Consider the following 22,785-nt stretch of genomic DNA (forward strand, 5'->3'; position numbering starts at 1 on the left):
AGCCGCCCGCACGATGTTCTCCCAGACTGATTTCACCTACATGGAACGCGCGCTGGCGCTCGCCGCGCGCGGCATGTACACGACGACGCCGAATCCGCGCGTCGGCTGCGTGCTGGTCAAGAACGGCGAGGTGATCGGCACGGGGTTCACGCAGCCGGCCGGCCACGATCACGCCGAAGTCCGCGCGCTGAAGGACGCCCGCGCGCGCGGCAAGGACCCGCGCGGCGCGACCGCCTACGTCACGCTCGAGCCTTGCAGCCACTTCGGCCGCACGCCGCCGTGCGCGTCCGCGCTGATCGACGCGCGCGTCGAGAAAGTGATCGCGGCGATGGAAGATCCAAATCCGTCCGTCTCGGGACGCGGCCTCGCGATGCTGCGCGACGCCGGCATCGACGTGCGCTGCGGCCTGCTCGCGAACGAGGCGTATGAGATGAACATCGGATTCGTCTCACGCATGACGCGTCACCGGCCGTGGGTGCGCATGAAAGTCGCGGCGACGCTCGACGGGCGCACCGGCCTGCCGACGGGCGAAAGCCAGTGGATCACGGGCGCGGATGCGCGGGCCGACGGCCACGCATGGCGCGCCCGCGCGTGCGCGATCCTGACGGGCATCGGAACGGTGCGCGAAGACGATCCGCAACTGACCGTGCGCGCTGTCGATACGCCGCGCCAGCCGCAACGCATCCTGATCGACAGCCGGCTCGACGTGCCGCTCACCGCGAAGATCCTCGACGGCGCGCCGCCGTGGGTGTTTTGCGGCAAGGACGTCGAGCCGTCGCGCGCGGCGGCGCTGCGCGAACGCGGTGCCGATCTCATCGAGCTCGCGAACGAGCACGGCAAGGTCGACCTGCCCGCGATGCTCGGCGTGCTCGCCGATCGCGGCATCAACGAGTTGCATGTCGAGGCGGGGCACAAGCTGAACGGGTCGCTGCTGCGCGAGGGCTGCGTCGACGAGCTGCTCGTCTATCTCGCGCCGAGCCTGCTCGGCAACGCGCCCGGCATGTTCGACTTCGCGCCGCCCACGACGCTCGATCCCAGGCCGCATCTCAAATTTCACCGCATCGATCGTCTCGGCGACGATCTGCGCATCCTGGCGCGCTTCGTCGAAACGCACGGCGCGGCGAGCCCGGATATCAATTAGACAATCAGAAGAGGAAGCGCGATGTTTACCGGAATTGTCGCGGCGGTCGGCCGCATCGAAAAAGTGACGCCGCTCGGGGCGGACGAAGCGGGCGTGCGCCTGACGGTGGCGGCGGGCGGCCTCGATCTCGCCGACGTCGAGCTCGGCGACAGCATCTCGATCCAGGGCGCGTGCATGACGGTGATCGAAAAGTCGGCGGATTCCTTCGACGTCGACGTATCTCGCGAAAGCCTGAACAAGACGGCTGGCTTGGGCGCGGTGGGCGAGGTCAATCTCGAAAAAGCGCTGCGCGCGCATGACCGGCTGGGCGGGCATCTGGTGTCAGGACACGTCGACGGATTGGGCGAAGTGACACGCTTCGAGCGCGTCGGTGAATCGCACGAATTGCGGATTCTCGCTTCACGCGATATCGGCAAGTATCTGGCTTACAAGGGATCGGTGACGGTCAACGGCGTGAGCCTCACGGTCAACACGGTGAACGATCGCCCCGACGGTTGCGAATTCTCGATCAACCTGATCCCGCACACGGTCGAAGTGACAACGCTCAAGGCGCTCGCGGCAGGCACGAAGGTCAATCTGGAGATCGACCTGATCGCGCGCTATGTCGAGCGGATTCTGAGCGTGTCGGGGACTGGGAATGACGGCAACGCTTGAGGACGTCAACGGCCGCTCAGCCAGAGGTGCTCGAAGTCCTCGGAAGTCTGCTTGAAATGGCGGATCGATAGGAGCGAGACGACGTCGGCGGTTTGCACATAAAGGATGATGTAGTCCTTGAGCATGTACTCGCGCACGACGCCGTCTTCCAGTGCTCGCCCGGCCAGCAGTTCGCATCTCACAAGAGCGTCGAACGTGTCGGGTTTCGCGTCGAGGAATGGCCGCCCCATCGACGGGAAACGCTCGAGCCGCGCGATCGCGACCGTTTCGATCTCTTCGTGCAGGCGATCGTAGCCAGCACGAAACTGGACCTCGTCCCAGTACGCTTCGATAGCCGACAACTTGGCCCTGAAGTTCGCCGTGAGGTGCACGCTTACTGCTCTTCCGATTTTTTCCGAGCCTCCGCGCGACGCTGCCGGATGTCCGCCATCGCAGTCCTCGCGTCCTCCACGCGGCCTGCCTTGATATCCGCCAGGCCCGCTTCGACGTCGGCCAGCAATTCCAGATGGATACGCGCTCGCTCCATTCGATAGTACCTGTCGAGCTTGTCGATGCCGATCATCGCGACGTAGCTTTCGCCGTTTTTCGTGATGATCTTCTCGGCGCCCGCACTCACTTCGTCGGCAAGTTCCGAGAGGTTCGCGCGCGCCTGCGAGAGCGGGATGATGTCTTTTGCTGTGAAAGCCATGGCTGGCTCCGCGATCTGAATAGTACATAGCATTGTACAGAATTCGCGCTGTAGAGTTGAAGAGCCGCCAGTATGACGATTGCCCTTCACTCCCGCCACTCGTCCGAATGGCATACGTCTCAGAAAAGCGGCTTGTCTATGGGCGGTGGCGTAAAATACGGCCTTTCCCGTTCCGGACGTCATCATGTCGCTTGCTTCCACCCTCGAGATCATCGCTGAACTCAAAGCCGGCCGAATGGTGATTCTCGTCGACGAAGAAGACCGCGAGAACGAGGGCGACCTCGTCATCGCCGCCGAATTCGTCACACCCGAGGCGATCAACTTCATGGCGCGCTACGGCCGCGGCCTGATCTGCCTCACGCTCACGCAGGAACGCTGCCGCCAGTTGAACCTCCCGCCGATGACTCACCGCAACGGCACGCAGTACGGCACGGCGTTCACGGTCAGCATCGAGGCGGCCGAAGGCGTCACGACCGGCATCTCCGCCAGCGACCGCGCCCGCACGATCGCGGCGGCCGTCGCGCACGACGCGCGTGCCGAGCACATCGTCCAGCCGGGCCACGTGTTCCCGATCCAGGCGCAGCCGGGCGGCGTGCTCGTGCGCGCGGGCCACACGGAAGCCGGTTGCGACTTCACCGCGCTCGCGGGCCTGACGCCCGCCGCCGTGATCTGCGAAATCATCAAGGACGACGGCGAGATGGCGCGCCTGCCCGACCTGATCGAATTCGGCCAGCAGCACGGCCTTAAGATCGGCACGATCGCCGATCTGATCCACTACCGCAGCCGCACGGAATCGATCGTCGAGCGGGTAGCCGAGCGCACGATGCAGACCGCGCACGGCGCATTCCGCGCGGTGCTGTATCGCGACCAGCCGAGCGGCTCGCCGCATATCGCGCTGGTGCGCGGCACGCCGTCGCCCGATCTGGAGACGCCGGTGCGCGTACACGAGCCGCTCTCCGTGCTCGATCTGCTGGAAATCGACTCGTCCACGCACTCCTGGACGCTCGACGCCGCGATGAAGGAAATCGCGTCGCGCGATCTGGGCGCGATCGTGCTGCTGAATTGCCACGACTCGAAGGAACATCTGGTCGACGTGTTCCAGGCCTTCGACCGGAAAGACAAGGCCGATCAGCTGAAGCGTCGTCCGGTCGACTTCAAGACCTACGGCATCGGCGCGCAAATCCTGCGCGAACTGGGCGTCGGCAAGATGCAGGTGCTGTCGAATCCGCGCAAGCTTGGCAGCATGTCCGGCTACGGCCTCGAAGTGACGGGTTTCATCCCGATGCCGGGCTGCCCCGCCACGTCGCCCGATGCCGCCATCGCTCATCTGCGCTCGGTCTGAAACCCGCGCGCGATCACACAAACACCCAAAAAACGGACTCAAATCAATGGAAATCGGACAATATCAGCCGAACCTCGACGGTGACGGACTGCGCATCGGCATCGTGCAATCGCGCTTCAACGAACCGGTCTGCAACGGCCTCGCCGATGCGTGCATCGAAGAGCTCGAGCGCCTCGGCGTGATCGGCCAGGACGTGCTGCTCGTCACCGTGCCGGGCGCGCTGGAAATCCCGCTTGCGCTGCAAAAACTCGCGGAATCGGGCCAGTTCGACGCGCTGATCGCGCTCGGCGCCGTCGTGCGCGGCGAGACTTATCACTTCGAACTCGTGTCGAACGAGAGCGGCGCGGGCATTTCGCGTATCGCGCTCGACTTCGGCACGCCGGTCGCGAACGCCGTGCTCACGACCGAAAACGACGAGCAGGCCGTCGCCCGCATGACGGAAAAAGGCCGTGACGCGGCGCGCGTGGCGGTGGAAATGGCCAACCTGTCGGTGGCGCTGGAGCAACTCGGCGGCGACGACGAAGAAGACGAAGACGAGGACCGCGCATGAAGAGCGCTCGACGCCGCTCGCGTGAACTCGCGACGCAAGGGCTTTATCAGTGGCTGCTGTCGGGCGCGCCCGGCGGCGAGATCGACGCGCAACTGCGCAACGCACAAGGCTTCGACAAGGCCGATCACGGTCACCTCGACGCGATCCTGCACGGCGTGATCAAGGAAGCCGACGCGCTCTCCGCCGACCTGCAGCCGTGTCTCGACCGTCCGGTCGAGCAGTTGTCGCCGGTGGAGCGCGCGGTTTTGCTCGTCGCCGCGTTCGAATTCAAGCATCACGTCGATATTCCGTATCGCGTGGTCATCAACGAGGCGGTCGAACTGACGAAGACGTTCGGCGGCTCGGACGGCTACAAGTACGTGAACGGCGTGCTCGACAAGCTGGCCGTGCAACTGCGCCCGGCCGAAGCGCAAGGCCGCGGCCGCGGCTAATTTCAAGACGATCCTCCCCTCACTGGACCTGCAACGATGAACACCCTTGCCGAACCGCTCGTGCGGCTGGCCGCCCGCGTGGACGCCATCGAGCCGTTCTACGTGATGGAACTGATGAAGGAAGCGCAACTGCTGGAAAGCCTCGGGCGCGACATCATCCACATGGGTATCGGCGAGCCGGATTTCACCGCGCCGGAGCCGGTGATCCGCGCCGCGTCCGATGCGCTTGCGCGCGGCGTTACGCAGTACACCAACGCGCTCGGCATCGCGCCGCTGCGCGAGGCGATCGCGCGGCATTATCGGGATGCGTTCGGGCTCGATATCGATCCGGAGCGCGTCGTGGTGACGGCGGGGGCATCGGCGGCGTTGCTGCTCGCGTGCATGGCGCTCGTCGATCACGGTGACGAGGTCCTGATGCCCGATCCGTGCTATCCGTGCAACCGCCACTTCGTCTCAGCCGCCGACGGCAAGCCCGTCCTGATCCCGAGCGGCCCGGCCGAGCGGTTCCAGTTGACCGCCGAACGCGTGGATGCCCACTGGGGCGAGAAGACGCGCGGCGTGCTGCTCGCGTCGCCGTCGAATCCGACCGGCACGTCGATCGAACCGGCTGAACTGCGACGCATCGTCGAAACGGTGCGGGCGAAGGGCGGCTTTACGATCGTCGACGAGATTTATCAGGGCCTGAGCTACGACGCGAAGCCGGTCTCGGCGCTCTCCTACGGCGACGACGTCGTGACAGTGAACAGCTTTTCGAAGTACTTCAGCATGACCGGCTGGCGGCTCGGCTGGCTCGTCGTGCCGCCCGCGATGGTCGGCGCGATGGAAAAGCTGTCGCAGAACCTGTTCATTTGCCCTTCGGCGCTGGCGCAGCATGCCGCCCTCGCCTGCTTCGAGCCAGAAACGCTCGCGATCTACGAGGCGCGCCGGCTGGAACTCAAGCGGCGTCGCGATTTCATCGTGCCGGCGCTGCGTTCGCTCGGCTTCGGCGTGCCGGTCGTGCCGGACGGCGCGTTCTACGTCTACGCCGACACGCGCACGGTCGCCCACCCGGCTGCGGGCGACAGCGACGCGCTCACCCGCTCGATGCTGCACGACGCGGGCGTCGTGCTCGTGCCGGGCGCCGATTTCGGGTTTCATCAGCCGAAGGAGTACATCCGGCTGTCGTACGCGACGGCTTATTCGAAGCTGGAAGAAGCGGTCGATCGGCTCGCAAAACTTTTCCACCGCTGATTTTTCAGGCCCCAAATGCAAAAAAGGCACCCGCCGGTGCCTTTTTTTCATCTTTCAGAAAGTTCAAGCGCCCAATTCCGCCGACGCCACATGCTTCGGGGCGCTGTCGCTGACCGCGTCATTCTGATCCTGCGACGGAACGTCCGACTTCGGCGCCGTAATCGGCTTCGCGCCGTCGAGCGTCGCGTGGACGCGCTTGCCGCCATCCGACGACGCCGACGTTGCCGAGGCGAGCACCTGCTTCGGAGCCGGTTGCGCCGGCGCTTGCGGCGCGTTGATCGGCACGTTGCGGCCGCGCGCGACATCGCGCAGACGCGTACGCTCGGCCAGCACCTTCGCGCCGTAGCCGCCGTCGTCCTGCGTGCTCGACCCCACGTAATAGCGCAAACCGCCCGCCACCGAACCGCCGCGCGCGATGCAATCCTTCAGCACGAGCGCGCCAACCTTGATGTTCGCGAGCGGATCAAGCGCCGCGTGCGAGCCGCCGAAGTACTCGAATTTGTCCGAATGAACCTTCGACATCACCTGCATCAGCCCTTGCGCGCCGACGCCGCTTTCCGCATACGGATTGAAGCCCGATTCGATCGCCATCACCGAAAGCAGCAGGAGCGGATCGAGGCCGACTTCGCGGCCGGTGTCGAACGCCGCGCGCACGAGTTCGCTGACCGGGTCCTGCGCCACGCGATACCGCCGCGCAATGAACGTCGCCACGAGTTTCTGTTCGCGCGTCGAGATGAGCACGCGATCGTCGCGCGCATCGGCGACGACGCGCTGCGACGGAATCGCGTTCGCAAGCGCCGTGACGGTCGGCAGCGTGCGCGGGTCGAGTCCGTTCGGCGACACGGCGAGGCTGATGCCGCCCGTGAGCTGGCGCGTGCTGTCGTCATCGGTCGACGCGGCGCCGAGCGACGGCGGCGTGGCAGCAGCCAGGGCCGTTGCGCTGGACGTCGACTGCGCGGCCTTCGCCTGCGCGACTTCGAGCTCGAGCCGGCGGCCGGCCGCGAACGGCGGCAGCGGCTGGCCCGCGAGCAGACGCGCGGGACCGGCTTGCACGGCGGCCGAAACCATCGGCATGATCCGTGCTGCAAACGTACCGCGCCATGAAGGAAGCAGCCAGAGTACGAGCGCGGTCAACACGGCCGCGCAACCGACCAGACTGAAGAGATAGTGACTCATGCGCGTACCGCGACGCAGAGCGACGCGCAATCTCTGCGCGATGCGTGTGTCGGGACGCAACGACAACCAAGCGTTCATTGGTGCTCCCATGTTGCATTGGTTTTCAGCTGATTAATACCAATAGACCGGCATCGAAAAAGCAAAAACCAGACACCGCTCGCCTCTTGGCAAGCGTTGAGCGGCATCGGGAAAACGGCATGCGCCGTCTGGGAAGCCGGTCCGGAACTTTCCGTTTCCGGGAGCGTTCGGCACGAACCGCATGCCGGGGCGCTGGAGGCTTCCACGCGAAAAACCGGCGGAAAAGAGCGCCGGCAAGAAATTACGGCAACGCAACCGAACGGCCCATCCCCGGGTTTCGTCGGCTCATCGCAACCTCAAAGTTCTGAGGAAAAGTAAAAAGTTGCAAAGACAACTTATGATGTTGACCGATTCTAGGCGACGGTTTAATGATCCGTCAATGCTATAGACCGGTGTTTCAATTACTTACAGTTATAATGAACGGTGTTTAGGCGGTCGAACGCACCTGTTTGTGCGGTTTCCTATAAGAATGCACTGAATGTCTGTGATCGCACGGACATCGATACAGGTAAAATCGACAATCGTCTTGCGCGCCGCGCATCTCTTGAATTCGATGAAATATAAAGACCTGCGCGACTTCTCAGCCCGCCTTGAATCGCTCGGCGAATTGCGCCGCATCCGCCAGAGCGTCTCCCCCGCCCTCGAAATGACCGAACTCTCCGACCGCGTTTTGCGCTCGGGCGGCCCGGCGCTGCTTTTCGAAGCGCCAACCGGACACTCGATTCCCGTGCTCGCCAATTTGTTCGGCACGCCGCGACGCGTCGCGCTCGGCATGGGGATCGAAGCGGAGGCGAACGGATCGGACGATCCCAGCCTTCTGTCGGACACCGCTGCACTCGAATCGCTGCGCAACGTCGGACGGCTCTTATCGGCGCTGAAGGAACCCGAGCCGCCGAAGGGCCTGAAGGACGCCGGCAAGCTCCTGTCGCTCGCGAAGGCGGTCTGGGACATGGCGCCGAAAACGGTCAGTTCGCCGCCGTGCCAGGAAGTCGTATGGGAAGGCAGCGACGTCGATCTGGCGAAGCTGCCTGTCCAGACGTGCTGGCCGGGCGATGCCGGTCCGCTCGTCACCTGGGGGCTGACCGTCACGCGCGGGCCGAACAAGCCGCGCCAGAACCTCGGGATCTACCGGCAGCAGTTGATCGGCCGAAACAAGCTGATCATGCGATGGCTTGCGCATCGCGGCGGCGCGCTCGATTTTCGCGAGTTCGCGCTCGCCAATCCGGGCAAGCCGTATCCGGTCGCGGTCGTCCTCGGCGCCGATCCCGCGACGATTCTCGGCGCCGTCACACCGGTGCCGGACACGCTCTCCGAATACCAGTTCGCCGGGCTTCTGCGTGGCGCCAGGACCGAACTCGCGAAGTGCCTGACACCGGGCGTCGATACGTTGCAGGTGCCCGCGCGCGCAGAAATCGTCCTCGAAGGGTTCATCTACCCGCACGACGGCCAGCCGGAGCCGGCGCCCACTGGCGCGCCGCCGCGGCCGTCGAAGGGTGCGTCGGCGACCTACGAGCACGCGCTCGAAGGCCCGTACGGCGACCACACCGGCTACTACAACGAACAGGAGTGGTTTCCGGTATTCACCGTCGAGAAGATCACGATGCGCCGCGACGCGATCTACCACTCGACCTACACCGGCAAGCCGCCCGACGAACCCGCCGTGCTCGGCGTCGCGCTGAACGAAGTGTTCGTGCCGCTGTTGCAGAAGCAGTTCACCGAGATCACCGATTTCTACCTGCCGCCCGAAGGCTGCAGCTACCGCATGGCGATCGTCCAGATCAAGAAGAGCTATCCGGGCCACGCGAAGCGCGTGATGTTCGGCGTCTGGAGCTTCTTGCGGCAGTTCATGTATACGAAGTTCATTGTCGTGGTCGACGAGGACGTGAACATCCGCGACTGGAAGGAAGTCATCTGGGCGATCACGACGCGCATCGATCCGTCGCGCGATACGGTGCTCGTCGACAACACGCCGATCGACTATCTCGATTTTGCGTCGCCGGTGGCGGGGCTCGGCTCAAAGATGGGGCTCGATGCCACGAACAAGTGGCCCGGCGAGACGGATCGCGAATGGGGCCGCCCGATCGTGATGGACGACGCGGTGAAGCGGCGCGTCGATACGCTCTGGGACGAAATCGGACTGGGGAAGCGCAAATGAAGGCGGCGACGGTTTATCGCGGCGACGCGGTCGAAAACACGCATGCGGCGCACGTCGCAGTGGTCGATGGCGCGGGCCGTTTGCTGCATTCGTTCGGCGATCCATATCGCATGACGCTCGCGCGTTCGGCGGCAAAGCCCGCACAGGCGCTCGCCGTGCTCGAAACCGGCGCACTGGAGCGCTTCGGCTTCGACGACGCCGATCTCGCGCTCATGTGCGCGTCGCACAGCAGCGAGGCGCGCCACATCGAGCGGACGCGCGCGATGCTCGCGAAAGCGCGCGTCACCGAAGCCGACATGCGCTGCGGCGGCCATCCGCCGATATCGGATGCCGTCTGGAAGGACTGGATCAGGCGCGATTTCACGCCGACGCCCGCCTGCAGCAACTGCTCGGGCAAGCACGCGGGGATGCTCGCGGGCGCGCAGGCGATCGGCGCGGCGCTCGCCGACTACCACCTGCCGGAGCATCCGCTGCAGGTGCGCGTGAAGCACACGATGGCACAAGCGCTCGATCTCGCCGACGACGAAGTCCAATGGGCCATCGACGGCTGCAACCTGCCGACGCCTGCCTTCCCGCTCGATCGCCTCGCGCGGCTCTACATGAAGCTCGCCGCCGCCGAAGCGGAGACGCCGCTCGCGCGCATCTACCGCGCGATGACGACGTATCCCGAACTCGTCGCGGGCGAAGGACGATTCTGCACGCAACTGATGCAGGCGTTCGGCGGCGCGCTCGTCGGCAAGCTCGGCGCCGATGCGAGCTATGCGATCGGCGTGCGGCGGCCGGAAGGCGCGCTCGGCATCGCGGTGAAGGTCGAGGACGGCAACGTCACCGTGCTTTACGCGATCGTCGCGCAGGTGCTGGAACAGCTCGGCATTGGTACGTCCGCGCAGCGCGAGCGGCTTGCAGCGTTCCGCCATCCGCCGATGAAAAACACGATGGGCGTCGAAACCGGACGGCTCGACGTATCGCTGAAACTCGAACGCCACTAGTCACCAATAAGAAAGGAAGTACCCGCGATGCATTCGTGGTCGTTGTTGTCGGATGGATTTTTTCTGTCGCTTTCGCTGTGTCTCGATATTGGCATCGCCAACGTCGCGATCATTTCGCTCTCGCTCTCGCACGGCTTCAGGCCGGGTTTCGTGCTCGGCCTCGGAACGTGCGCCGGCGATTTGTTCTACGCGACGCTCGCGCTCGCCGGGATGTCGGCGCTGTTGCAGTTCAGCGCGGTGCGCTGGGTCGTGTGGATCGGCGGGGCGATCGTGCTGCTCTTTTTGACGTGGAAAATGGCGCGCGAGGCGCTTTATCCGGCGTCGGCGCCGCCTGTCGAAGGTGAAGCGGACTTCGCCATGCCGCGCCCGAGCCACGCGAAGAGCTTTTTGCGCGGCGCGCTGCTCGCCGTTTCATCGCCGAGCGGGATTTTGTGGTTTGCGGCCGTCGGCGGCGCGCTGATCGCGAAGGCCGGCGCGACGAGCCCGGCGAACGCTTCTGTTTTTCTTACAGGCTTTTTCATCGGCGGGCTCGGCTGGACGCTCCTCATCTGCCTCCTCGCGAGCCACGGCCGCAAGCGCGCGGGCACGACGCTCCTGCGCGCGTGCCACGTGATGTCGGCGATGCTATTCGCGTACTTCTCATACAGCGTGATCGTGGACGGCTATCGCGATTTGATCGTGCACGCCGTCACCTAAAGCCTCAGGCGAGAAACTGTGCGAGCCGCGCCAGATCGACGTTACCGCCGCTCACGATCACACCGACGCGTTTTCCTTCCACCGGCACGACCTTGTTCAGCACGGCCGCGGCCGCGAGACACCCGGTCGGCTCGACGACCATCTTCATCCGCTGCGCGAAGAACCGCATCGTCTCGATGAGTTGCGCATCGCTCACGGTGACGATCTGCTCGACATGCCGCTGGATGATCGGAAAATTGTATTCGCCGACGTGCGTCGACGCGGCGCCATCGGCGATCGTGCGCGGTACGTCGATATGCACGATCTCGCCGCGCGCGAGCGACTGCTGCGCGTCGTTGCCTGCTTCCGGCTCGACGCCGATCACCTTGCACGACGGACTCAGCGCCGCCGCCGCGAGCGCAGAGCCGCCGATCAGCCCGCCGCCGCCGAGACACACGAACAGGTAATCGAGCGGCCCCGTCTCTTCGATCAATTCCTTAGCCGACGTGCCCTGCCCCGCGATCACGTGCGGATGGTCGTACGGCGGGATCAGCGTCATGCCGCGCTCCTCGGCGAGCTTGCGGCCGAGTTCCTCGCGGTTCTGCGTGTAGCGGTCGTAGGTGATCACTTCGCCGCCGTAACCGCGCGTCGCTTCGATCTTCGCGGCGGGCGCGTCTTCCGGCATCACGATCGTCGCGCGGATGCCCGCGAGTTTCGCCGACAGCGCGATAGCCTGCGCATGATTGCCCGACGAGTACGTGATGACGCCGGCCGCGCGCTGGCGTGCGTCGAAATGCGAGAGCGCGTTGAAGGCGCCGCGGAATTTGAAGGCGCCCATGCGCTGGAAGTTCTCGCACTTGAAGAAGAGCGAGGCGCCGGCGCGTTCGTCGGCGGTGCGCGAAGTCAGGACGGGCGTGCGATGCGCGGCGCCAGCGATGCGCTCGGCGGCATCGGCGACGTCTGCGTAAGTCGGGGCGGGAAGCGTGGACATCGGAGGGAATGGGCGGACGTTGGGGAATCGTCATTGTCCCAGTTTCGTACCACAAATGAAAAGACGCCGTGCGGCGTCTGAAATGCGAAGCGGCGCAACTCGGTGTCGCGCCGCCTTAGAGGAAAAGCGCTGACGCCGCTCAGCGCCTGTAGCCGTGTCCGTAATAGCCGTGGCCGTGGCCGCCGCCGTAGTAACCGCGGCCGTAACCGCCGTAATACCCGCGATTCCAGTACGGGCGGCCCCAATAACCATTCACGACGACCGGCGGCGGGGCATAAACCACCGGCGGCGAATAAACGACGGGCGGCGGCGGCGCGACATACACGGGTGCGGGCGGCGCGGCATACACCGGATACGCCGGCACGCCGATGCCGATACCCACGGAAACATGCGCCTGTGCAACGCCTGCGGCCCCGACGCCGAGCGCTGCTGCAACCATCAACGGGACGATATTTTTCACTTTCTTTCTCCTCGCCGCGCGCTCAATCACCCGACTGAGCCTGTGCGGCTGTATGAAAGAAATTTAGCGAAAAAGCCGTGCCTCCGCAGTTTCTATTTGTACCAAATTGCAATTCGTATTACGTCGATGGAACATTGCAAAAATCGATGCCAGGCGCGGCGCCCGCGCCGGTGAACGGTCGTGCCAGGCGACGCAATCGGAGGGACTTACAGCGGTCGTCAGCCTTGAAAGCTGCGGTAATTTTTGATTACAAATGAATTGGAAAAGCCCCGCGGAACAGGCGTTCCGCGAGGCTTTTGGACGGCCGTTCGCCGATGTATCAACCCACTTTGACGTAAGCGAACTCCCGCGTCACGTTAGGCGGCACATAAGCACCGCCAATGACGACGCGCGGCGTCAGCCGTTTTTTCTGATCCCACCAGCGGCGCCGCTGGGCCTGACTCAGGAACCGCAAATGTTTTCGGTAAGAAAAAATGCTCATGGCGACCTCCGAACGTAGCGAATGACAACCACAAAGGAAAGACAGCGACCTGAAGAAAAGCACTTGAAAGACGCAATCCCAATGCACTGCAAAACCGGTTTCGTTGTTCTCATACTGCCGGCCGAAGCGCTGCGAGCCGCGTGGGCGAGCGATCCTCGGGTTGCGCGATACTTTCTGCTGACGCTCGGTTCCCGCCTGACCTATTCCTCATATCTGGAGCACAAAACATGCCATATTCAGCGACGCCGCGTCTCGGTTTCGTCGGCGCCGGACGGCTTGCACGCTGCGTCGCCCGTGCGTGGTCGCGCGCGGGCTACCCCGTTGCCGCCATCGCGAGCCGCTCGGCGGGTCCGGCGCGCGAACTCGTGGACCAACTGCCCGGCTGCATCGTCGCCGATGACCCGCAACAGGTCGCCGCGTGCTCCGATATCGTCTTTTTGACAGTTCCCGACGACGAAATCGGTGCGGCGGCGAACGCTCTGCAAATCGATCCTTCCGGGAGCGGCGCTCGCGCCGTCGTGCACTGCAGCGGCGCCACTCCCGTCGATGTTCTCGCGTCGGTGCGCGCCCAGGGCGGCGACATTGGCGGCTTCCATCCACTGTATCTTTTTGGCGGCATCGACGGCGATCTCACGCGCATCCAGGGCTGCTCGGTGACGATCGAAGCGCCGCCGCAGCTCGCTGAAACGCTTACGGGGCTTGCCCGTGCGCTCGGTTGCCACCCACTTTCGATCCCGCCCGGCAGCCGCATGCTGTACCACGCCGCTGCTCACTATGCTGCCAGTTTTGCGCTCTCAGCGCTTTCTGAGACCGTCTCACTTTGGCAACAGTTAGGGTTTTCCGAGGACGACGCCCTACGCGCCGTCCTGCCGATGCTCGCCGGCACGATTGAGACGGCGCGCGACAAGGGCTTGGCGGGCGCCCTCGCCGGGCCGGTGTCGCGGGGCGATGCGGGGATCGTCGAGAAGCAGTTGGCCCTACTCGACGGACTCGGCGGAGATCACGCGCTGCTCTACGCGCTGATGACCCGGCGCGCGGTGGAACTGGCGCGACGGCGTCCGGTGCCGCCGTCGACGGGTGCGCTCGCGGCGATCGAACGAGCGGTCGAAAACGTCGTCGCGCGGCAAGGTGACGTGCCGCGCCCGACGCCCGGTTCGGAGGCTGGCGAGTGACACTTTCAATCCGTCAGACAACGCGCACAAGCGGCGCTGAAGCCATGATATGGTGACGACCGGCGCCCCACCGTCGATCGACGGTGGGCGGGGAACGAAGCCGCCGCGCACCAGAAGCGCCTGCAGCCTTGCCCAGCAGTATCAGCCGCGACGCATGAGATCCAGCAAAGAGAACGAACAATGATCAAGGTCAGCTTCCTGTATCCGTATCGCGAGAACGGCCATTTCGACGTCGACTATTACTGCAACCGCCACATGCCGCTCGTGGCCGCGCGTCTGGGCGACGCCGTGAAAGGCTGGTCCGTCGACGCAGGTCTCGCAGGCGCCGCGCCCGGCTCGCCGCCGCCGCACGTGGCCGTCGGGCATCTGCTGTGCGATTCCGTCGAGGCGTTTCAAACGGCGGTCGTGCCCGCCGCGCGCGAGCTTCAGTCCGACCTCGCGAATTACTCGGATGGCCCCGCCCCGACGATCCAGATCAGTGAAGTACGCGCGGCCGTCTGAGCCGCTTCGCCATCCAGCCGTTTTCCCAATGACCCGTCGCGGCCCGCACGCCGCGCACGCATAAAAAAGGACCAAAGATGTTCGGCGATATCGCCCGTTTTCTGCTCAATACCCTGTTCACGCTGTTCGGCGCCGCGCTTTTGCTGCGCGCCTGGATGCAGGTCGTCCGCTTGCCGCCTTACAACCCCGTCTCCAATGCCGTGATGCAGGCGACCAACTGGATCGTCCTGCCGCTGCGCAAGATCCTGCCGGGCGGCAAGATCGACTGGGCGAGCATCGTCGCGGCGATCATCGCGGCGCTGGTGTACGTGGTGCTGATGGTCGTGCTCGCGGGCGTCGACCCGATGCTCATGGCGCCGACGCTCCTCCTCGTCGCCGTGCTCACCGTGGTGAAATGGGCGCTGAACCTGGTCATCTGGGTGACGATCCTGATGGCGCTCTTGTCGTGGCTCAATCCGCAGTCGCCCGCGATGCCGATCCTCTATCAGATCACCGCGCCCTTCCTCGATCCGCTGCGCCGCATCCTGCCACGCCTCGGCGGCATCGATCTCTCGCCGATTCTGCTCTTCGTCATCGTGCAGGTGCTGCTGATGGTGGTGACGCGGGTCGCGGTATCGATGACGCTGTTTGGTATCTGAGAGCCGTGCGCCGGGCTGCCGATTGCGTTTTTCGGCGGCCAGCGCTTACAATAGCCGGCTAACGCGGGCGTCGTATAATGGCTATTACCGTAGCTTCCCAAGCTACAGACGTGGGTTCGATTCCCATCGCCCGCTCCAGGCATCGAACAAAAAGCCGCCTCCTCAAAGGCGGCTTTTTGATTTTCAGCGGCGCGGTTTTGTCCGTCCGCCCGAGCATCGAATCACACACGCAGCGCCCACCGATGAACCACGATCCCCAAGACGAAGCCACCGACAACGCCGCCCAGACCGACATTTCCGACGACACCCCGCCCCGCCGCCGCATCCGCAGCTTCGTGACGCGCGCGGGCCGCGTATCGACCGGACAACGCCGCGCGCTCGACGAATTCGGTCCGCGCTTCGTGGTCGGCTATTCGGACGCGCAACCGGACTGGGGTGCGGTGTTCGGTCGCGAGAAGCCGCGCGTGCTGGAGATCGGCTTCGGAATGGGCGGGACGACGGCGGAAATCGCGGCCGCGCGTCCCGCCGACGACTTCATCGGCGTCGAAGTGCACGAGCCGGGCGTCGGTGCGCTGCTGAAGCTGATCGGCGAGCAGTCGCTAGGCAATATCCGCATCATCCAGCACGACGCCGTCGAGGTGATCGAGCACATGATCGCGCCCGAAAGCCTCGACGGCGTGCACATCTATTTCCCCGATCCGTGGCATAAGGCGCGACATCACAAGCGCCGGCTGATCCAGCCGAAGTTCGTCGCGCTGCTGGTGTCGCGGCTGAAGCCGGGCGGCTATATCCATCTGGCGACCGATTGGCAGAACTACGCCGAGCAGATGCTGGAAGTGCTGTCGGCGGAACCGGCGCTTGAAAATACCGCCGACGGCTACGCGCCCCGCCCCGACTACCGCCCCGTCACGAAATTCGAACGGCGGGGGATCAAGCTCGGGCACGGCGTGTGGGATCTGGTCTTCCGACGCGTTTAAAGCGCTCCGCAAAGCAAAACGCCACGGCATGCCGTGGCGTTTTTTTCTTTACGACAGCGCGGATCGGCTTATTCCGCCCAGCTCAACCCACCGCTATACCCAACGATCAGAATTAGCAGCCCGAACCCGATCCGATACCACGCAAACGCCGTGAAATCGTGCGTCGCGACGTAGCGCAGCAGCCAGCGGATGCAGATGAACGCGCTCACAAACGCGGAGACGAGACCGATTGCGAAGAGCCCGGCATCGTCGACAGAGAGCGTCTTGTAGACCTTCGCCAGTTCATAAAGGGTCGCGCCGAAGATGATCGGAATAGCGAGGAAGAACGAGAACTCGGTCGCGACGCGGCGCTCCAGCCCGAACAGCATCCCGCCGATGATCGTCGCCCCCGAGCGCGACGTTCCCGGGATCAGCGCGAAACATTGCGCAAGGCCGACTTTGAACGCGTCCATATAGGAGAGATCGTCGACGGAGGTCACCTTGGGCGCCGCGCTCCGGTCGCGATTGCGCGCTTCGGCCCACAAGATCACGATCCCCCCGACGATCAGCGCCACCGAAACCGGCACCGGCGAAAACAGCACCGATTTGATCGATTTCTCGAACATGAGGCCGAGAATGATGGCCGGAATCGTCGCGATGATGACGTTGAGCGTGAAGCGGCGCGCTTCGGGCCGCGTCGGCAGACCAGCGACAACGGCGCCGATCTTGCGGCGATATTCCCAGCAAATGGCGAGGATGGCGCCGAACTGGATCACGACGTCGAACGTTTTGGCTTGCGCGTTGCTGTAGTTGAGCAGGCTGCCCGCGACGATCAGATGTCCCGTGCTCGATACCGGCAGGAATTCCGTCAAGCCTTCCACGACGCCGAGAACCAGCGCCTTGCACATAAGAATCCAGTCCATCCGTCAGCCCTTTCGCTTTTTTTTCGCTGGTTTGGCGCAGCCGGCGCAGGTTTCACTCACTTTTCGAGAATCTGCACACGTATACCGTTTGTAAGGACCGTGATTGTACCGGGTTCATAATTCACCCCGGCGAATTGCAGTTGTTCGGGCTTGAACGTGTAGACCGGATAGCGGTCGAGCAACTGCGTCGCGAGGAGCGCGCCCGCCGCGTTGATCTGCTGGTTGTACTGGGCGGCGTCGCCTGTGACTTGCGAATCGTCGACGCTCGGCGACATCAGGATGACTGAATGGCTAGGCGCATCGTAGGCGAGCCGGCTCGACAGCGTGAACACGCCGTTCACCGGATTCGGCATGAAGGGCGTCGATAGCCGCGCCTGAAGGCGCACCGTCACGCGATTGCGATCGGGCGACAAACCGACAGTCGGATTGCTCAGGACGACGTCGAAAATTTGAGATGCGGTACGTTGCAGCGGGAACTTGCGCGCGACCGCTTCCTGCACCTGCTGCTGCGAGAAGTCGTAGTGATCGGGGATGAACGGAAAAATCGATGCTGCACCCGCCGGGGTGGCGAGCGCGAGCGCGGCGGCGCTCGCGAGGCCGGCGAGCAGGAACCGGCGCCGTTCGAGCGCGACGGTTTGAGTCATGCGAAATCCTCCAGTTTTATATCGCGCCGGATCGGCGTGCGGATGTTCGACCGCGTGCGATCAATCCGGTTGCGTTTCTATTTCGAGACGGGCGAGCCAGGTGAGGGCGTAGTCGCGCCCGTCACCGCACATTTGAGATGAAGGTTGCAGGCCGGAGCAGCAAGCAGGCCGGCGCGGATCGCCGAAGATCATACAGCGCAGATCGTCGCCCAACTGGATGCACGCGACGCCCGCAGGCTTGCCGTCCGGCATGCCCGGAATCGCGCTCGAAATCGACGGCGCGATACAGCACGCGCCGCAGCCTTCGCGGCACGCATGAGAGTTCGATGACACAGCCCGCGACATAGCGATCCAGAACAAGCGGTTAATTCAGCATTCTCCCATGGCGTGCCGCTGCGGCGTTATCACGCAACGAGCGCGAGACGCGCGCCGCTACACTCGGCTGATCCGTCAAAGGCCCCGCCATGCTCACCGCCGACACCCTCTTTCGCCCCGATCTCCTCGACAAATACAGCGCGCACGGACCGCGCTACACGTCGTACCCGACCGCCCTTCAGTTCACCGAGCCGTTCGATGCCGGGCACTACCGGCGCGCGGCATCGGCGGGATCGGGTGACTTGTCGCTCTACTTCCACATCCCGTTCTGCGACACGGTCTGCTTCTACTGCGGCTGCAACAAGGTCGCGACGAAGAACCGCGCGCACGCTCGCCCGTATCTCGACCGGTTGAAACGCGAACTGTCGATGCAGGCCGCTCTTTTCGACACGACGCGCCCTGTCTCGCAATTGCACTGGGGCGGCGGCACGCCGACGTTCCTCTCGCACGACGAGATGGCGGAGCTGATGGCCGCGACGCGCGATCAATTCAATCTCCTTCCCGACGATCAGGCCGAAAACTCGATCGAAGTCGATCCGCGCGAGGCGTCCGCGCGCACGATCCGCTTGCTGCGCGACGCCGGCTTCAATCGGCTGAGCCTCGGCGTGCAGGATTTCGATCCGCGCGTCCAGCACGCGATCAACCGTATCCAGCCGCGCGAGATGACCGAAACCGTGCTCGACGCCGCGCGCGATTCGGGCTTCAAGTCGGTGAGCGTCGATTTGATCTACGGGCTGCCGCATCAGAGCGTCGAGAGCTTCAGCCGCACGCTCGATGCGATCGTCGAACTCGCGCCCGATCGTCTGTCGGTATTCGGCTATGCGCACATGCCGTCGATTTTCAAGATGCAGCGCCAGATGGATGAAGCCGCGCTGCCCTCGCCTGCCGTGCGTCTCGCCATACTCGAACGTGTAATCGAGACACTGACGAGGGCAGGCTACGTGTACATCGGCATGGATCACTTCGCGCTGCCCGGCGACGAACTTGCGTTCGCGCAGACGGCAGGCACGTTGCAGCGCAATTTCCAGGGCTACAGCACGCGCGCGGATTGCGACCTGATCGGCTTCGGGGCGTCGTCGATCGGCAAGGTCGGCGATGTCTACGCGCAGAACGCGCGCGATCTCGCCGGCTACGCGGCGGCGATCGAAAGCGGGCAACTCGCGATCACGCGCGGCGTGCGCCTCACCGCCGACGACCGCCTGCGGCGCGACGTCATCACGCGTCTGATGTGCGGCGCGGAATTGCGCTTCGACACGATCGAAAAGGCGCACGGCGTCGACTTCGTTGCGACTTTCGCCGATGAACTGGAGCGCCTGAAGCCGCTCGCCGACGACGGCCTCGTCGCGATCGGCGGTGACGCGATCCGCATTCTGCCCGCCGGACGCATGCTGGTGCGCAATGTCGCGATGATCTTCGACCGGTATCTCGGGCAGCAGAGCCCGCAGCGGTATTCGCGGACAATTTGAGGACCTGGGCCGACGCGCCATCGCCCTAGTACGCCGCGCACGGGCAAAGCTATTGATCTCGCGAAAGAACGCGCCTCTCGCACAGCGCGAGCACGCGGCAACCGCCGCTACCGCCACTACCTCCGCCACCAGCACCGCTGCCGCTGCTGCCGCCTCCGCCCCAAACAGTATTTATTACTTCAGTGGCATAGAATGACAGCCACCCGCGCCGACCGCTCCAATCTCGAGACCATGCCGACTCAATCGCCCCAGTTTGCCCCGCTTGCCCAGCTTGCCGCCGACCTCCGCGCGAACCGCACGACGAGCCGCGCCCTCGTCGAGCACGCGCTGGAACGCATCGAAGACGCTGCCGGCCAAGGTTCCACCGTATTCCTGCAAGTCGATGCCGCCGCCGCCCGCGCCGCCGCCGATGCCCACGACGCCCTGCGCCGCGCCGGCACCCTGCTCTCGCCGCTCGCGGGCATCCCGGTGTCGATCAAGGATCTCTTCGACATCGAAGGCCAGGTCACGCGCGCAGGCTCCCGCGTGCTGGACGACGCCCCGCCCGCGAAGGCCGACGCGCTCGCCGTCGCCCGGTTGCGCCGTGCGGGCGCGGTGATCGTCGGCCGCACGAACATGAGCGAGTTCGCGTTCTCCGGGCTCGGCCTGAACCCGCACTACGGCACGCCGCGCTCGCCGTACCACGCCGACGTGCCAGGCGACGAGCGGATTGCGGGCGGATCGTCGTCGGGGGCGGCGGCATCGGTCGCCGACGGCATGGCCGCCGTCGCGCTCGGCACCGACACAGGCGGCTCGATCCGCATTCCATCGGCCCTTTGCGGCCTCACCGGTTTCAAGCCGACCGCGAGCCGCATCCCGATGCAAGGCGGCCTGCCGCTCTCCACGTCGCTCGACTCGTTCGGGCCTATCGGATTGTCGGTGGCGTGCTGCGCGCTCGTCGACCGGATTCTCGCCGCGCGCGAGCCCGAGGTGCCCGCAACGCGCCCGCTCGACGGCGTCCGTCTCGGCGTGCTGACCAACTACGTGACCGACGGCGTCGACGAGACCGTCGCGAGCGCGGTCTCGACGGCGATCAAGCATCTGTCGGCGGCGGGCGCGCTCGTGGAAGACGTGCGCTTCGCCCCGCTCGACCGCCTGCCGGAGATCAACCGCTTCGGCTTCGCGCCGATCGAGGCGTACGCGTGGCACCGGCCGCTGCTCGCCGCCCACTCGGCCGGGTACGACCCGCGCGTGCTCGTGCGCATCATGAAGGGCCAGCCCGCGAGCGCCGCCGACTATATCGACTTGCTGCAGGCGCGCGCCGCGATGATCCAAGCCGCGCGCACGACGCTCTGGCAGCGCTTCGACGCAATCCTCTGCCCGACGGTGCCGGTCGTGCCGCCGCGCATCGCCGATCTCGAACACGACGACGACGCCTTCGGCCGCGCCAACGCGCTGATCCTGCGCAACCCGAGCGCGTTCAATTTCCTTGATAGCTGCGGCTTGTCGCTGCCCTGCCATCCGCGCGGCGGGGCGCCGGTGGGCCTGATGCTGTCCGGCGCGCCCCACGCGGACGATGCGCTGCTGTCGATCGGACGCGCCGTTGAAGCCGTCCTCGCCCCCACGCGCTGAATTTGTCAGGACGGGGTTCGCGCTAGAATCCCGTTGAACCGCGCGCAGTTTCAGGTGCTTTCTACTCGAATCGTTTGCAATACATGAACAACTCTCTACACCATTTCACGATGCATGAAGAAGACCGCGGCCTGCGTCGTGAACGGCGGCTCCTGCTTCTGCTCGCATTTGTGTGCCTCGCGCTCGTCGGCGGCGCGTTGTATCTGCAGTTCTATCGCGGCGAGGATCCTTGCCCGCTTTGCATCATTCAGCGTTATTTCTTCGTGCTGATCGCCGTGTTTGCGTTCCTCGGCGCCGGGCTCAGAAGCTGGCGAGGCGTGGCCGTGCTCGAGGCGATGGTCGTGCTGTCGGCGATTGGCGGGATCGTGACGGCGGTGCGGCACGTCTATGTGCAGGCGCGGCCGGGCTTCAGTTGCGGGTTCGATAGCTTGCAGCCGATAGTGGACGGCTTGCCGCCCGCGCGCTGGCTGCCGCAGGTGTTCAAAGTTGCGGGGCTTTGCGAGACGCCGTATCCGCCGATTTTGGGGCTTTCGCTGCCGCAGTGGTCGTTGATCGCGTTTGCGGTGGTGCTGCTGGCGGTCGGCGGGAGTTTGTGGAGCCGGCGTCGCGTTCGGGATTCCGGGATTTGATCCGCTCGCCGCGCGATAGAAAACAATCGAATGCGGTCGGGAAAAACCCCGGTGGGTGAAATCGGCCAACTTCGCTCACATAAAAACGAATCGCGCCCGCTAGCCGCTGGCGAAATCGCCCTCGCGCGATTGATTTTCGGCGATTCACTCGACTACGCCCATGTAAAAATCCACCGGCGCGGGTATCTATGGCTCGGCATGCAGCGCGCCGACGTCGCGATGGCGCCCAACGGCGAAATCTATTTCGGCCGAAAGTGCTTCAAAAACGACTTTTCGCGCGAAAACGCGTCGTCGCGGCACTGGTTCATCCATGAAATGACGCATGTCTGGCAGCATCAACTGGGCTATCCGGTGAAATGGCGGGGCGCGATTCGCATCGGCTTGAACTATCGATACATCCTCGAGCCGAACAGAAAACTGGGCAGTTTCAATATGGAAGCCCAAGGCGATTTACTGGCCGATTATTTCGCGCTGAGGTTTTTGCGTGAACCGCGCGTCATGGCACGGCCCGAATATCGCGACGACATCGCTCTCTACGAACAGGTGCTCCGTGATTTCCTCGAAAATCCGGCAAGCAAGGCCAATCTCCCGCGCAGGCGGCTATTTACCGTCTGATCGCAGCGATCAGCAGCGCCGCGCGGCAAGGCTCCCCGCGCGGCAAATCTTTCCCCTATCAGCGCATCCGCATAATCTTGATATGCGGGCCGCAATATTTTTGGGATATTGCGGTGTTACCTTCGGGTATGGATGGCGATCTACGTGCGCCGTGTCCGGCTTGCCTGCGCGCAGCCTGGCATGCGTAACGCGCGCCCGATCCGCAATGTCTCGG

The 22,785-nt window shown here is 64.6% G+C and carries 26 protein-coding genes and 1 tRNA gene; 18 read left to right on the forward strand and 9 right to left on the reverse strand.

Features of this window, described 5'->3' with window-relative positions; genetic code table 11:
- Nucleotides 1-13: 13 nt before the first annotated feature.
- Entirely contained in the window at nucleotides 14-1,141 is a 1,128-nt protein-coding gene (gene ribD, locus AWB67_RS04925; RefSeq protein ID WP_087655127.1) for a bifunctional diaminohydroxyphosphoribosylaminopyrimidine deaminase/5-amino-6-(5-phosphoribosylamino)uracil reductase RibD, read from the forward strand.
- Between the two features lie 21 nt (nucleotides 1,142-1,162).
- Entirely contained in the window at nucleotides 1,163-1,795 is a 633-nt protein-coding gene (locus tag AWB67_RS04930; protein WP_087655128.1) for a riboflavin synthase, read from the forward strand.
- 5 nt (nucleotides 1,796-1,800) lie between these two features.
- On the opposite strand, the gene AWB67_RS04935 is transcribed toward AWB67_RS04930, so the two are convergent.
- Together AWB67_RS04935 and AWB67_RS04940 are read right to left on the reverse strand one after the other, a co-directional pair.
- Nucleotides 1,801-2,166 (reverse strand): hypothetical protein, encoded by a 366-nt coding sequence (locus AWB67_RS04935; RefSeq protein ID WP_087655129.1) that lies wholly within the window; start codon nucleotides 2,164-2,166, stop codon nucleotides 1,801-1,803.
- A 2-nt stretch (nucleotides 2,167-2,168) separates the two neighbouring features.
- Entirely contained in the window at nucleotides 2,169-2,483 is a 315-nt protein-coding gene (locus tag AWB67_RS04940; RefSeq protein ID WP_087655130.1) for a type II toxin-antitoxin system Phd/YefM family antitoxin, read from the reverse strand.
- A 184-nt stretch (nucleotides 2,484-2,667) separates the two neighbouring features.
- Here AWB67_RS04940 and ribBA point away from each other — a divergent pair, with 184 nt between their 5' ends.
- From ribBA to AWB67_RS04960, 4 genes are read left to right on the forward strand one after another with little or no spacing between them, the layout of a single operon-like run.
- The gene (gene ribBA, locus AWB67_RS04945; protein WP_087655131.1) at nucleotides 2,668-3,825 is read left to right on the forward strand and encodes a bifunctional 3,4-dihydroxy-2-butanone-4-phosphate synthase/GTP cyclohydrolase II; all 1,158 of its coding nucleotides are present in this window, start codon (nucleotides 2,668-2,670) and stop codon (nucleotides 3,823-3,825) included.
- Nucleotides 3,826-3,871: 46 nt separating this feature from the next.
- Nucleotides 3,872-4,375 carry a 6,7-dimethyl-8-ribityllumazine synthase gene (gene ribH / locus AWB67_RS04950; RefSeq protein WP_087655132.1) on the forward strand — a complete coding sequence of 168 codons (504 nt, stop codon included), beginning with the start codon at nucleotides 3,872-3,874 and terminating at the stop codon, nucleotides 4,373-4,375.
- Nucleotides 4,372-4,806, forward strand: a complete 435-nt coding sequence (nusB, locus tag AWB67_RS04955; RefSeq protein WP_087655133.1) for a transcription antitermination factor NusB — start codon at nucleotides 4,372-4,374, stop codon at nucleotides 4,804-4,806. The genes ribH and nusB overlap by 4 nt, the downstream gene beginning before the upstream one ends.
- A gap of 36 nt (nucleotides 4,807-4,842) precedes the next feature.
- Nucleotides 4,843-6,036 carry a pyridoxal phosphate-dependent aminotransferase gene (locus tag AWB67_RS04960; protein WP_087655134.1) on the forward strand — a complete coding sequence of 398 codons (1,194 nt, stop codon included), beginning with the start codon at nucleotides 4,843-4,845 and terminating at the stop codon, nucleotides 6,034-6,036.
- 63 nt (nucleotides 6,037-6,099) lie between these two features.
- Here AWB67_RS04960 and AWB67_RS04965 read toward each other — a convergent pair whose 3' ends face one another.
- Entirely contained in the window at nucleotides 6,100-7,290 is a 1,191-nt protein-coding gene (locus tag AWB67_RS04965; RefSeq protein ID WP_087655135.1) for a transglycosylase SLT domain-containing protein, read from the reverse strand.
- 553 nt (nucleotides 7,291-7,843) lie between these two features.
- On the opposite strand from AWB67_RS04965, the gene AWB67_RS04970 reads away from it, so the two are divergent.
- From AWB67_RS04970 to AWB67_RS04980, 3 genes are read left to right on the forward strand one after another with little or no spacing between them, the layout of a single operon-like run.
- On the forward strand, nucleotides 7,844-9,445 hold the full coding sequence (locus AWB67_RS04970; RefSeq protein ID WP_087655305.1) for a UbiD family decarboxylase: 1,602 nt from the start codon (nucleotides 7,844-7,846) through the stop codon (nucleotides 9,443-9,445).
- On the forward strand, nucleotides 9,442-10,434 hold the full coding sequence (locus AWB67_RS04975; RefSeq protein ID WP_087655136.1) for an asparaginase: 993 nt from the start codon (nucleotides 9,442-9,444) through the stop codon (nucleotides 10,432-10,434). The genes AWB67_RS04970 and AWB67_RS04975 overlap by 4 nt, the downstream gene beginning before the upstream one ends.
- A 27-nt stretch (nucleotides 10,435-10,461) precedes the next feature.
- Nucleotides 10,462-11,130 (forward strand): LysE family translocator, encoded by a 669-nt coding sequence (locus AWB67_RS04980; protein ID WP_087655137.1) that lies wholly within the window; start codon nucleotides 10,462-10,464, stop codon nucleotides 11,128-11,130.
- A 4-nt stretch (nucleotides 11,131-11,134) separates the two neighbouring features.
- Here AWB67_RS04980 and AWB67_RS04985 read toward each other — a convergent pair whose 3' ends face one another.
- From AWB67_RS04985 to AWB67_RS41360, 3 genes are all read right to left on the reverse strand, one after another.
- Nucleotides 11,135-12,100: a threo-3-hydroxy-L-aspartate ammonia-lyase gene (locus AWB67_RS04985; RefSeq protein ID WP_087655138.1), complete on the reverse strand. Its 966-nt coding sequence runs from the start codon at nucleotides 12,098-12,100 to the stop codon at nucleotides 11,135-11,137.
- A gap of 139 nt (nucleotides 12,101-12,239) precedes the next feature.
- Nucleotides 12,240-12,560 (reverse strand): hypothetical protein, encoded by a 321-nt coding sequence (locus AWB67_RS04990; RefSeq protein WP_087655139.1) that lies wholly within the window; start codon nucleotides 12,558-12,560, stop codon nucleotides 12,240-12,242.
- A gap of 319 nt (nucleotides 12,561-12,879) precedes the next feature.
- Nucleotides 12,880-13,041, reverse strand: a complete 162-nt coding sequence (locus tag AWB67_RS41360; protein WP_016344705.1) for a hypothetical protein — start codon at nucleotides 13,039-13,041, stop codon at nucleotides 12,880-12,882.
- A 227-nt stretch (nucleotides 13,042-13,268) separates the two neighbouring features.
- Between AWB67_RS41360 and AWB67_RS04995 the strand changes: the two genes are divergently transcribed.
- The 5 genes from AWB67_RS04995 to trmB all read left to right on the forward strand — a co-directional run bounded on the left by AWB67_RS04995 (nucleotide 13,269) and on the right by trmB (nucleotide 16,329).
- A complete protein-coding gene (locus tag AWB67_RS04995; protein WP_087655140.1) occupies nucleotides 13,269-14,213 on the forward strand; it encodes a Rossmann-like and DUF2520 domain-containing protein in 945 nt (314 codons plus the stop codon).
- 180 nt (nucleotides 14,214-14,393) lie between these two features.
- Nucleotides 14,394-14,714 (forward strand): EthD family reductase, encoded by a 321-nt coding sequence (locus AWB67_RS05000; RefSeq protein WP_087655141.1) that lies wholly within the window; start codon nucleotides 14,394-14,396, stop codon nucleotides 14,712-14,714.
- Nucleotides 14,715-14,791: 77 nt separating this feature from the next.
- Complete coding sequence (locus AWB67_RS05005; protein WP_087655142.1) at nucleotides 14,792-15,352, forward strand: YggT family protein; 561 nt, start codon at nucleotides 14,792-14,794, stop codon at nucleotides 15,350-15,352.
- Between the two features lie 63 nt (nucleotides 15,353-15,415).
- Nucleotides 15,416-15,490, forward strand: a tRNA-Gly gene (locus AWB67_RS05010).
- A gap of 104 nt (nucleotides 15,491-15,594) precedes the next feature.
- Entirely contained in the window at nucleotides 15,595-16,329 is a 735-nt protein-coding gene (gene trmB / locus AWB67_RS05015) for a tRNA (guanosine(46)-N7)-methyltransferase TrmB (protein ID WP_087655306.1), read from the forward strand.
- Between the two features lie 68 nt (nucleotides 16,330-16,397).
- On the opposite strand, the gene AWB67_RS05020 is transcribed toward trmB, so the two are convergent.
- From AWB67_RS05020 to AWB67_RS05030, 3 genes are read right to left on the reverse strand one after another with little or no spacing between them, the layout of a single operon-like run.
- Nucleotides 16,398-17,231: an undecaprenyl-diphosphate phosphatase gene (locus tag AWB67_RS05020; protein ID WP_087655143.1), complete on the reverse strand. Its 834-nt coding sequence runs from the start codon at nucleotides 17,229-17,231 to the stop codon at nucleotides 16,398-16,400.
- A 56-nt stretch (nucleotides 17,232-17,287) separates the two neighbouring features.
- Complete coding sequence (locus AWB67_RS05025) at nucleotides 17,288-17,875, reverse strand: DUF1439 domain-containing protein (RefSeq protein ID WP_087655144.1); 588 nt, start codon at nucleotides 17,873-17,875, stop codon at nucleotides 17,288-17,290.
- A 60-nt stretch (nucleotides 17,876-17,935) separates the two neighbouring features.
- Nucleotides 17,936-18,220, reverse strand: coding sequence for a YkgJ family cysteine cluster protein (locus tag AWB67_RS05030; RefSeq protein WP_087655145.1), 285 nt, complete (start codon nucleotides 18,218-18,220; stop codon nucleotides 17,936-17,938).
- A 119-nt stretch (nucleotides 18,221-18,339) separates the two neighbouring features.
- Between AWB67_RS05030 and hemN the strand changes: the two genes are divergently transcribed.
- The 4 genes from hemN to AWB67_RS05050 all read left to right on the forward strand — a co-directional run bounded on the left by hemN (nucleotide 18,340) and on the right by AWB67_RS05050 (nucleotide 22,571).
- Complete coding sequence (gene hemN, locus AWB67_RS05035; RefSeq protein WP_087655146.1) at nucleotides 18,340-19,716, forward strand: oxygen-independent coproporphyrinogen III oxidase; 1,377 nt, start codon at nucleotides 18,340-18,342, stop codon at nucleotides 19,714-19,716.
- A gap of 231 nt (nucleotides 19,717-19,947) precedes the next feature.
- Entirely contained in the window at nucleotides 19,948-21,327 is a 1,380-nt protein-coding gene (locus AWB67_RS05040) for an amidase (protein WP_087655147.1), read from the forward strand.
- Nucleotides 21,328-21,437: 110 nt separating this feature from the next.
- Nucleotides 21,438-21,956, forward strand: coding sequence for a disulfide bond formation protein B (locus AWB67_RS05045; RefSeq protein ID WP_087655307.1), 519 nt, complete (start codon nucleotides 21,438-21,440; stop codon nucleotides 21,954-21,956).
- Between the two features lie 51 nt (nucleotides 21,957-22,007).
- Nucleotides 22,008-22,571 carry a Rhs element Vgr protein gene (locus AWB67_RS05050; protein ID WP_235025042.1) on the forward strand — a complete coding sequence of 188 codons (564 nt, stop codon included), beginning with the start codon at nucleotides 22,008-22,010 and terminating at the stop codon, nucleotides 22,569-22,571.
- Nucleotides 22,572-22,785 lie beyond the last annotated feature (214 nt).

This window comes from Caballeronia terrestris, assembly GCF_001544515.1.
In the GTDB taxonomy this organism is placed as follows: domain Bacteria; phylum Pseudomonadota; class Gammaproteobacteria; order Burkholderiales; family Burkholderiaceae; genus Caballeronia; species Caballeronia terrestris.